Origin of the sequence: Anoxybacillus sp. ST4 (assembly GCF_019448545.1) — a bacterium.
Classification (GTDB): Bacteria; Bacillota; Bacilli; order Bacillales; family Anoxybacillaceae; genus Anoxybacillus; species Anoxybacillus pushchinoensis.
Genome location: NZ_JAHZOE010000048.1, coordinates 1 through 9,437, shown reverse-complemented (window position 1 = coordinate 9,437; position 9,437 = coordinate 1). Strand labels below are relative to the sequence as shown.

The window sequence follows — 9,437 nt, the reverse complement described above, 5'->3', positions numbered from 1 at the left end:
GGGAAAACGCACATACCTACAGGATGAGAGCAAGTAAAAGCGCTTACATATAACGATTTTATAAAACCATATATAACCAAAAAAATCGGTCGAGAAAAAAATCTCCCACAAAGTCTTGACTCAAACAACGTCCACTACCCATCCCTCCTTTCATCGCTGTTTATGATACAATGTAAAGAAAAAGGAGTGAACGATATGGTAACCATTTCTGACACAATCAAACAGCATGTGGCTCATTTTAAAATTGGAGTCATTACATATGAACAAATTGTCGTCGGCGCATCCCCAAATATGTTGAAAGGAAAACTCCGTCAATTTCAAGAACTATTGTATTTTGACATGGAGCAAACACCATTGGCTGACTGGCCTGAAGTGAAAGAATGGCGATCGGTGTTCAAGCAGGTCGGCACAGATCCAAGCCGGTATCGCCCCTCATCAGAAAGTTTGCTTCGTCGCATACAAAAGCAAAGCTTTATTCCATCTATTCACTCAGCTGCCGACGTAAATAACTTTTTTTCCTTATATTATAAACTTCCTATCGGCATTTATGATCGTAACAATCTACACGGAGACATTGTCGTCACAATCGGCACTGAAGCAGACGAATACATCGGCATCAATGATCGTACAACAAATTTTGAGAAGAAACTTGTCACAAAAGATGCACAAGGTGCGTTTGGTAGCCCGATCGTCGATTCAAAACGAACGATGGTTACAGACAAAACGACACATGCGATTCAAATCGTATACTTTCTCCCATCATTCACAACAACAACATGCGAGCAAATACTACAAGCAATGAAAAAGATGTTTATTCAAATTCATGGTGGTCATGCATATACACAACTTATATTATAACAAGCACGGGGCAGGCGAAATAAAAAAACGCAATGCCCCGTTCATCTTCGAAACGAAACACTGCGTTGTCCCCGTATGTATGGAGCGGGTGATGGGAATCGAACCCACGACATCAGCTTGGAAGGCTGAGGTTTTACCACTAAACTACACCCGCGCGATAAATTACTCACATAACCATTTTTACTTCTATGCTTTGTCATGCCTCTTCCTCTACTCGCTTGCTCGATGATGATGGATGCGTCGAGGCAACTCGCCGATTACTCGATGACGGGTCGCTCGTGGCTGAGGTTTTACCACTAAACTACACCCGCACATGCAGAAAAAGTAGAAATTTGTCGAATAAAATGTAAAAATAAAAAACAGGTGTCCCTGTTTCGTAATTACGTTTTACATTATATCGACTCCTCCTAGGCAAGTCAATACCTTGCTCACAACTTTTTCAAAAACATATTCCCTCAATAATCGATATGCAACGTAAATGATAATACGTATCGTAGCATGCTACAAATAGGAAAGGAATTTGACATAACACCTAATGGTTTCATATAATAAAAATGAAACCAAATGGTTATATATTTAGGAGGGACATTTGTGAGCCAAACTGTTCAAGATATTCAACAAACAATTGTCATCGAAGCGCCAATTCAAAAAGTATGGGATATTGTGTCTACATCTGAAGGAATTGCTGCATGGTTTATGCCAAATGATTTTCAACCCATTGAAGGACATGAGTTCCACTTACAAACTCCTTTTGGGCCTTCACCATGTAAAGTATTGAAAGTAGAAAAACCCCATCTTCTTTCTTTTTCCTGGGACAAAGATGGGTGGATCGTTTCTTTTATCTTAAAAGACTTAGGAGACAAAACAGAATTTACTCTCATCCACGGAGGGTGGGGAAGAGCAGATGACATTCTCCCGAAAGCAAATGAAAAACAATCCGTTATCCGTGATCGTATGGCACAAGGCTGGACAGGCATTTTAGAAAAGCTTCGAAAGGTTGTGACACGATAGGTGGGCTCGGCAAAAAAACACGATGTTTTTCAAGCGATTGCAGACAAAACAAGAAGAGATGTATTGCATTTACTGGCAGAAAAAAAAGAACTACCGATCTCAGCTATTGCAGCGCGTTTTCCAATTAGCCGAACAGCTATTACGAAGCATTTAAACATTCTCGCTGAAGCAAACTTAGTCAAAAGTCGAAAATCAGGTAGAGAAAAGATTTACTATCTCCATTTAGAGCCGTTAACAGAGTTAAAGCAATGGCTTGCATTTTACGAACGTTTTTGGGGAAATAAGCTATCTATTTTAAAACATGTCGCTGAAAGCAAAGAACATTCATAGCCCCCTATATTTGTAACGATAGGGGGCTTTCTTTACGTCAATCCATACAATCGATTGCTGCCGCAAGATTCGCGAATAATTAATTCGGGCTCAACCATCACTGCTTTCGGCTGGAATTGGCGATGTATAATGTCCCTTAACATATAAGCGGCAAGCCTTCCGATTTTTTCTTTATCTTGCCGAACGGAAGTTAAAGGCGGATCAGTATAGTTGCAAGCTTCGATATCATCACACCCAACGACCGCAATATCTTCAGGTACTTTCAAACCTTGCTCTTTTATCGCTTTCATCGCGCCAAACGCCATTAAATCCGACGCCGCAAATACCGCTTCGGGACGCTGTGACGAACGCAAAATCTTTTTCATTGCTTCATAGCCGCTCTCTACAAAAAAGTCCCCTTGAGCGAACCATTCATCATGAATCGTTAACCCAAATTCTCTCATCGTGTTTCGAAATCCTTCTTCACGAATTTTTGTCACTTGCGCCCCCGGTAAGCCCCCAATATAACCGATATGGCGATAGCCACACAAATAAAAGTGCTCTACTACTTTAGCTGAAATTTTATAGTTATCTGTCATAATGTAAGCAGAACGGCTTCCTTCAAGCGGAATGTCAACACCGATGCACGGAATGTCGCTCATGTCTAAACGATAAATGGACGGCTGGACCCGTTCACCGCTAATGATAATGACTCCATCTACTTTGTAACGCATCGCCCGCTCATAGTAATCTTCCTCCCCTTCCTCAAACCGCTCATTTGAAAAAAAGAGGAGGTCATATCCGAACGATCCCATCGTTTTTTTAAAGGAGTTCATGACCTCGATAAAAAACGGATGATTGAAGTCGGCGTTAATTTCCCCGGCGTAAATAACACCGACAACTCTTGATTTATGGGCTGTATCTTTTTGAATTCGAGCAGCGACATACCCAGTCTGCTCCATAATTTCTAACACTCTTTTTTTCGTCTCTTCTCCAACATCATGATAGTTATTTAACACTTTCGATACCGTACCTGGTGACACACCCGCTAACTTTGCAATGTCTTTAATCGTGATTTTCATACGATCCCTTCTTAACTTCATAATCTTACCTTTATTATAGCACAAATTTTCTCATTAAAAATGCATACGTCTTATTTAGCGAATGCGCCACTATTGTTTCACAGATCCTTGCGTTAAGCTTGAAATAAACAGTTTGTTAAAGATTAAAAATACGACAACAAGCGGCAACGTAGCCCAAAATGTTCCTGATAAAATCATGCCGTAATCTTTAACATACGCATCTTGAAGTGCGCGGATAGCGATTTGAATCGTGTAGCTTGACTCGTCTCTCAACACCGTTAATGGCCATAAAAAGTCATTCCATACGAACATGAATGTTAAAATGCCGAGCGTCGCAAAAGCTGGCAAAATCGACGGAACGACGATATTCCAGTACACTCGAAATATGCTGCAACCATCAATTTTCGCTGCTTCAATGAGCTCATCAGGGATCGCATCTTTAATATATTGACGCATCCAAAAAATACCGAACGCATTCATTAATCCCGGAACGATGATCGCTTTTAAATCATTTAGCCAACCTAACTTCGTGATAATGAAGTATTGCGGAATTAATCCTAATTGTGGCGGAATCATCATCGTAATTAAAATAACCGTAAATAACTTATCTCTTCCTTTAAATTGCAACTTCGCGAAAGCAAAGCCTGCGAGAGAACAGAAAAACAACACACCAATCGTTGTTAAGCTAGCAACGATCAAAGAGTTCCACATAGCGCCGAAAAAGTCGATATTATCTAACACATTTTGGAAGTTTTCTGTCAGCTTATCTCCTGGTACGACCGCTGGCGGTAATTGGTTAATAACGTGATTCGGCTGTGTTGCCATTACAAACATCCAATAAAGCGGAAAAACGGACAATAGCGCCCCGATTATTAAAAGTACGTGGATCGTTACTTTATTCACAAATCCTTTTTTACGTAACGTAGTCATCTTCATTCACCTCCGTGCGGTTACTTACCCGATTTATCTAAACGATTGGACGCGAAAAAGTTTATTGTCGTAAATACAATGATGAGTAAAAATAGCGAAACGGCTGTCGCAGAGGCAGTTCCGAATGCGTTATTCGAAAACGCTTCTCTCCATAAATATAAAACGATAGTCATACTTTCTTCTCTAAACCCACTTCCGAAAATCAATGGTTCTGCAAAAATTTGTAGCGACCCAATCGTTGCTGTAAACACAACGAATACGATAATCGGCTTTAACATCGGCACAGTGATGAAAAGAAACTGTTGCCATTTCTTCGCCCCGTCAATTTCTGCAGCTTCATAAAGATCTTTCGGAATACTTTGCAATCCCGCTAAGAAAATAATGGAGTTATATCCAACCCATCTCCAAAAAATCATCGTCGCAATCGCAATTTTCGCTCCCCATTCAGATGTTTGCCAGCTCACTGGCGAAATCCCAAATAAACGAAGTGTCGCATTCACTAATCCCGCTTCTTGCTCGCTAAACAAAACGGTAAAAACGATCGCTACCGCAACAATCGATGTTACGTTTGGCACGAAGTAAGCAACGCGAAATACGCTCTTAAATTTAACAATCGCCGAGTTCAAAGCTACCGCTAAAATTAACGCGGCAATTAACTGCGGTCCTGTTCCGAGTAAACCAATTACAATCGTGTTATAAATCGATTTCCAAAACAGTGGATCAGTAAAGATGAACGAAAAGTTGTTAAAACCGACAAACGTCATATCACCAAAGCCATTCCACTTTTGAAAAGCTAAGTAAAAGCTAAACACCATCGGAAAAGCCCCGAATATCGCAAATAAGATGAAAAATGGAGAAATAAACAAGTAGCCAGCTAACGCTGTTTTCTTCTTATCACTTAACCCTTTTGGACGGACGGCTACATTCGTTTGATTATGGGATATCATCATATTTCCCTCCAAAAAAATCATGTTGGAGGAAGGGGGACCCCCTTCCTCATATGTTTTATTGACGCTCAAGTTGACGTTTAATGCGTTTAATAGCTTCTTCCCATTCTTTCTCTGGGTCAGCTTTTTTCTTTTGCACGTTTGTCAACGCTTTTACAATTTCTGCTTGAACGGTTGTATAGTTTTTACCCATATATACCGTTTTTACTTTTTGTGCTGCGTCAGCAAATACTTGAGCTGTATTTACACCACCGAAGTACTCATCTTTATATTCTTTAAACTCTGGCGCTTCATATACAGACGGAGCTGATGGGAATAACCCCATATCTTTAAACGACTTTAACTGTTGTTCAGGAGCTACAAGCCATTGAATAAAGTCATATGCTTCTTGTGCATGTTTTGACTCTTTTGGAATCGTTAAATACGATCCACCCCAGTTTCCTGCTCCACCTGGCATATCTGTAATCAACCATTTGCCAGCAGAATTCGGTGCGTTCCCTTTAACAACCCCTTGCATCCAAGCTGGTGCAAGCAACGTTGCATAACTTCCTTTCTCCATCGCATTTCCCCATTCTGGAGTCCATAAACCATTGCTGCCAAGATAGCCTTTTTGAATTAAACGAACTGTGTAATCGTACGCTTGCTTAATGTACGGCTCTTTTTCAATGAGCAGCTCTTCTTTTTCGTTGAAATATTGTACAGGCGCTTGATCGCGCAACGCGTTGTACACAAGCTCAATATTATCAGCGATTGGTTTTCCTGTTTTTTCTTTAATTGTAGCGGCAACTTGCTCGTACGCATTCCAGTCCGGAATCAAATTCGCAACTTCTGCCGGATCAGTTGGAAGCCCTGCTTCTTCAAACACATCCGCGCGATAAAACATCGCTGTTGGGCCAATGTCTGTTGGAAGACCAAATAAGAAGCTTCCATCCGCACTTTCACCAATGCGCCATTTCCAATCTAAATATTGGTCTTTCAAATCTTTTGCACCAAAATCGTATAAGTTATAAAAACGATCTTGCGCTTCGCGGTAACGCTCAATGTTATTCACTTCAATCATCGCAATATCTGGAGCACCGCTTCCAGCTGATAAAGCCGTAAATAGTGCGTTATGATGGTCATCAAATTGTGTTGATTGAATTTTAATTTCAACATTCGGATGATCTTTCATATACTCTTCAGCTAGTTTTTCATACCCTGTGCTTCCGAATACCCACATGTTCAACTTCACTTTGTCGCTTGATCCTTTTCCGTTTGACTCATTCTCACTTTGAGACTGGTTGCCACAAGCAGTCGCAATCATTAACACAAATGTTAACAACAACATGAGAGCTCGCTTCTTCATTTTCTTTCCCCCTTGTTTTCAATTAGGATGTTTCATGTCTTTTACGACGTTTCGTTTGCCTATTTATTTGTTGCACGGTATAATTCTTTTAGTTTTCTTTGTAGTAGCGGCCGATCCCCAATTTGCGCTATTACGAAGAAAACTTTTTCGTTTCCCCCATCACCTCCTTCATTTATATCGCTTCATTTCAAAGCCATTATTGATGATCGTTTCTTTATACCATAATGCACTCTTTTTCGGGATTCGCTCTAACGTCCCATAATCGACGTATACAATTCCAAAACGTTTATCGTAACCAAACGCCCACTCAAAATTATCAAACAACGACCATACATAATATCCTTTTAAATTCACACCTTGTTCAATGGCACGATGACAAGCTGCTAAATGCTCTTGTATATACGCCACTCGCTCATCGTCTTCTACTTTACCTTGTTCATTGATAAAATCTTTGTATGCTGCACCGTTTTCTGTAATGTATAACGGAATGTCACCGTAATCATTTTTCAAACGAACAAGCAAGTCGAACAAGCCGTTCGGATTTACTTCCCAGTTCATATCTGTCACCGGTCTTCCTGTACTTACATGTTCGAACACAATCGGCTCACGTTCACCTTTTTTCCAATCCTTTAATGTTGCCGTTGAGTAGTAGTTAAATCCGAAGAAATCAATAGACTGTTGAATTGTCTGTAAATCCCCTTCTCGATAAACATCCGGTAAATAATCTTTATATACTTCTAACATGTCTTGCGGATAATGCCCTTTGAAGACAGGATCTAAAAACCAACGATTCATAAAGCCATCCCATTTTCGCGCCGCATCAACAGCTTTTTCATCTTGTGGATCTACCGCGTATCCAGGTGTTAAGTTCAATGTAATCCCTATCTCTCCATCTTTCGGGCCAATTTCTCGAAATGCTTTTACAGCTTCACCATGGGAGAGAAGAACGTGATGAGCCGCTTTTAAAAATGATGTGAAGTTTTGAATGCCTGGTGCATGTTCACCGTTACCATATCCTAAATAAGCCACAACCCACGGTTCATTATGAGTAATCCACTTCTTTACAACGTCTCCTAGATTTTTGTAAAGAAACTCAGCGTACTCTCGGAAATAATGAACAGTATCGCGATTTTCCCATCCGCCTTTTTCTTGAAGAGTTTGTGGCATATCCCAATGGTAAATCGTCAACATAGGCTCAATATCGTTTTCTAATAATTCATGTACAAGTCGCTTATAAAAGTCTAACCCTTTTTCATTGAACTTCCCGGGCGTTTCACTGTAAAGTCTCGCCCAACTAGTTGAAAAACGATACGCTTTTAAATGAAGCGCTTTCATTAATGCGATATCTTCGACATAACGATTGTAATGGTCGATTGCAATATCTCCATTATCACCATTCGCTACTTTACCAGGGATGCGCGAAAAGTGATCCCAAATCGAATAAATTTTATCTTCCCCAGTTGCTGTTCCTTCGATCTGATATGATGAAGTAGCAGCCCCCCAAACAAAATCTTTCGGAAACTGAATCATGAATCGTACCCTCCTACGAATTTTTTCGTTAATAAAAAAATATAAAAGCGCTTTCTTCCAAACGTTTCGTAACTCAATCATAATAAGAACTTACAACAAAGTCAATAAAATATTTATATAAAACTGAAAAACACTTACTTAACTATACAATATCCCGTCATAAATTTAACGAAAATTTTCGGTAAGAATTTCGGATAACGAAAAATATCGGAGGAGTAACGAAGGAAGACAGCCGTTCTAACACATTGTTGCGGAAAGTATAAAGGGCAAGGTGAGGAGAATAGTCAAAAAAATAAAAAACTCCTGCAAAATCATGCAGGAGTTTTTTACTGTAGTGCCGATGGTGGGAGTCGAACCCACACGGGGGGCTACCCCACACGATTTTGAGTCGTGCGCGTCTGCCAGTTCCGCCACATCGGCATGTTAAATACAACGATTCAATTATACCACGACACCTAGCTTTGTCAAGCCTGTTCAGTGCCGAGGGCCGGACTCGAACCGGCACGGTAGTCACCTACCGCAGGATTTTAAGTCCTGTGCGTCTGCCAATTCCGCCACCCCGGCGCACAAAAAAATGGAGGCGGCAACCGGATTCGAACCGGTGGTAAAGGTTTTGCAGACCTCTGCCTTACCACTTGGCTATGCCGCCATGAAACAAAGAGCGGAAGACGGGACTCGAACCCGCGACCCCCACCTTGGCAAGGTGGTGTTCTACCACTGAACTACTTCCGCATGTATGGCTGGGGTAGCTGGATTCGAACCAACGCATCACGGAGTCAAAGTCCGTTGCCTTACCGCTTGGCTATACCCCAAAATTTTCAAGTATATATGGGGCGACTAGTGGGAATCGAACCCACGAATGCCAGAGCCACAATCTGGTGCGTTAACCACTTCGCCATAGCCGCCACGTTTTTGGCAGGGGCAGTAGGAATCGAACCCACACCGGAGGTTTTGGAGACCTCTGTTCTACCATTAAACTATGCCCCTAAAGTCAAGATGGTGGAGGGGGACGGATTCGAACCGCCGAACCCAAAGGGAGCGGATTTACAGTCCGCCGCGTTTAGCCACTTCGCTACCCCTCCGCATATGGTGCCGGCTGCAGGACTTGAACCCGCAACCTACTGATTACAAGTCAGTTGCTCTACCAATTGAGCTAAGCCGGCATATTACAAAATATATTCAAACTAAGCCGATATGATTCAAAATGGTGGCTCGGGACGGAATCGAACCGCCGACACAAGGATTTTCAGTCCTTTGCTCTACCGACTGAGCTACCGAGCCGTTTAAGTAATTCACTTATATAGTGGCGGTCCCGACGGGACTCGAACCCGCGATCTCCTGCGTGACAGGCAGGCATGTTAACCACTACACTACGGGACCATTTTGGTTGCGGGGGCAGGATTTGAACCTGCGACCTTCGGGTTA

Annotated in this window: 8 protein-coding genes and 12 tRNA genes; 3 read left to right on the top strand and 17 right to left on the bottom strand. The window is 41.5% G+C overall.

The features are described 5' to 3' along the window. Positions 1-195 precede the first annotated feature (195 nt). Positions 196-858, top strand: coding sequence for a B3/B4 domain-containing protein (locus K1I44_RS14735; RefSeq protein WP_003399156.1), 663 nt, complete (start codon positions 196-198; stop codon positions 856-858). An 80-nt stretch (positions 859-938) separates the two neighbouring features. Here K1I44_RS14735 and K1I44_RS14730 read toward each other — a convergent pair. Then, a tRNA-Gly gene (locus K1I44_RS14730) sits at positions 939-1,012 on the bottom strand. Positions 1,013-1,449: 437 nt separating this feature from the next. Between K1I44_RS14730 and K1I44_RS14725 the strand changes: the two genes are divergently transcribed. Further along, positions 1,450-1,869, top strand: coding sequence for an SRPBCC family protein (locus tag K1I44_RS14725; RefSeq protein ID WP_370628020.1), 420 nt, complete (start codon positions 1,450-1,452; stop codon positions 1,867-1,869). Continuing rightward, the gene (locus K1I44_RS14720; RefSeq protein ID WP_003399151.1) at positions 1,870-2,199 is read left to right on the top strand and encodes an ArsR/SmtB family transcription factor; all 330 of its coding nucleotides are present in this window, start codon (positions 1,870-1,872) and stop codon (positions 2,197-2,199) included. 32 nt (positions 2,200-2,231) lie between these two features. Here K1I44_RS14720 and K1I44_RS14715 read toward each other — a convergent pair whose 3' ends face one another. The 16 genes from K1I44_RS14715 to K1I44_RS14640 all read right to left on the bottom strand — a co-directional run bounded on the left by K1I44_RS14715 (position 2,232) and on the right by K1I44_RS14640 (position 9,392). Then, positions 2,232-3,281 carry a LacI family DNA-binding transcriptional regulator gene (locus K1I44_RS14715; protein ID WP_219986599.1) on the bottom strand — a complete coding sequence of 350 codons (1,050 nt, stop codon included), beginning with the start codon at positions 3,279-3,281 and terminating at the stop codon, positions 2,232-2,234. 69 nt (positions 3,282-3,350) lie between these two features. Next, positions 3,351-4,190 carry a carbohydrate ABC transporter permease gene (locus tag K1I44_RS14710; RefSeq protein WP_219986598.1) on the bottom strand — a complete coding sequence of 280 codons (840 nt, stop codon included), beginning with the start codon at positions 4,188-4,190 and terminating at the stop codon, positions 3,351-3,353. A gap of 20 nt (positions 4,191-4,210) precedes the next feature. Beyond that, positions 4,211-5,137: a carbohydrate ABC transporter permease gene (locus tag K1I44_RS14705; protein ID WP_219986601.1), complete on the bottom strand. Its 927-nt coding sequence runs from the start codon at positions 5,135-5,137 to the stop codon at positions 4,211-4,213. A gap of 58 nt (positions 5,138-5,195) precedes the next feature. After that, positions 5,196-6,482 carry an ABC transporter substrate-binding protein gene (locus K1I44_RS14700; RefSeq protein WP_219986597.1) on the bottom strand — a complete coding sequence of 429 codons (1,287 nt, stop codon included), beginning with the start codon at positions 6,480-6,482 and terminating at the stop codon, positions 5,196-5,198. 168 nt (positions 6,483-6,650) lie between these two features. Beyond that, on the bottom strand, positions 6,651-8,012 hold the full coding sequence (locus K1I44_RS14695) for a GH1 family beta-glucosidase (protein ID WP_219986596.1): 1,362 nt from the start codon (positions 8,010-8,012) through the stop codon (positions 6,651-6,653). Between the two features lie 335 nt (positions 8,013-8,347). Then, positions 8,348-8,432 (bottom strand) — tRNA-Leu (locus K1I44_RS14690). Positions 8,433-8,490: 58 nt separating this feature from the next. Beyond that, positions 8,491-8,576: transfer RNA gene (locus K1I44_RS14685), tRNA-Leu, on the bottom strand. A gap of 11 nt (positions 8,577-8,587) precedes the next feature. Further along, a tRNA-Cys gene (locus K1I44_RS14680) sits at positions 8,588-8,661 on the bottom strand. An 11-nt stretch (positions 8,662-8,672) separates the two neighbouring features. Next, positions 8,673-8,744: transfer RNA gene (locus K1I44_RS14675), tRNA-Gly, on the bottom strand. A gap of 5 nt (positions 8,745-8,749) precedes the next feature. Then, positions 8,750-8,824: transfer RNA gene (locus K1I44_RS14670), tRNA-Gln, on the bottom strand. Between the two features lie 17 nt (positions 8,825-8,841). Continuing rightward, positions 8,842-8,917, bottom strand: a tRNA-His gene (locus tag K1I44_RS14665). Positions 8,918-8,925: 8 nt separating this feature from the next. After that, a tRNA-Trp gene (locus K1I44_RS14660) sits at positions 8,926-8,999 on the bottom strand. 10 nt (positions 9,000-9,009) lie between these two features. Beyond that, positions 9,010-9,094 (bottom strand) — tRNA-Tyr (locus K1I44_RS14655). 5 nt (positions 9,095-9,099) lie between these two features. After that, a tRNA-Thr gene (locus tag K1I44_RS14650) sits at positions 9,100-9,175 on the bottom strand. Positions 9,176-9,217: 42 nt separating this feature from the next. After that, positions 9,218-9,293 (bottom strand) — tRNA-Phe (locus tag K1I44_RS14645). 23 nt (positions 9,294-9,316) lie between these two features. Then, positions 9,317-9,392: transfer RNA gene (locus tag K1I44_RS14640), tRNA-Asp, on the bottom strand. Positions 9,393-9,437: the final 45 nt, after the last annotated feature.

Excerpts from the sequence above, each read along its gene's own strand:
- K1I44_RS14735 (WP_003399156.1), top strand. The coding sequence starts at position 196 with ATGGTAACCATTTCTGACACAATCAAACAGCATGTGGCTCATTTTAAA.
- K1I44_RS14700 (WP_219986597.1), bottom strand. The coding sequence starts at position 6,482 with ATGAAGAAGCGAGCTCTCATGTTGTTGTTAACATTTGTGTTAATGATT.
- K1I44_RS14705 (WP_219986601.1), bottom strand. The coding sequence starts at position 5,137 with ATGATATCCCATAATCAAACGAATGTAGCCGTCCGTCCAAAAGGGTTA.
- K1I44_RS14695 (WP_219986596.1), bottom strand. The coding sequence starts at position 8,012 with ATGATTCAGTTTCCGAAAGATTTTGTTTGGGGGGCTGCTACTTCATCA.
- K1I44_RS14715 (WP_219986599.1), bottom strand. The coding sequence starts at position 3,281 with ATGAAGTTAAGAAGGGATCGTATGAAAATCACGATTAAAGACATTGCA.
- K1I44_RS14710 (WP_219986598.1), bottom strand. The coding sequence starts at position 4,190 with ATGACTACGTTACGTAAAAAAGGATTTGTGAATAAAGTAACGATCCAC.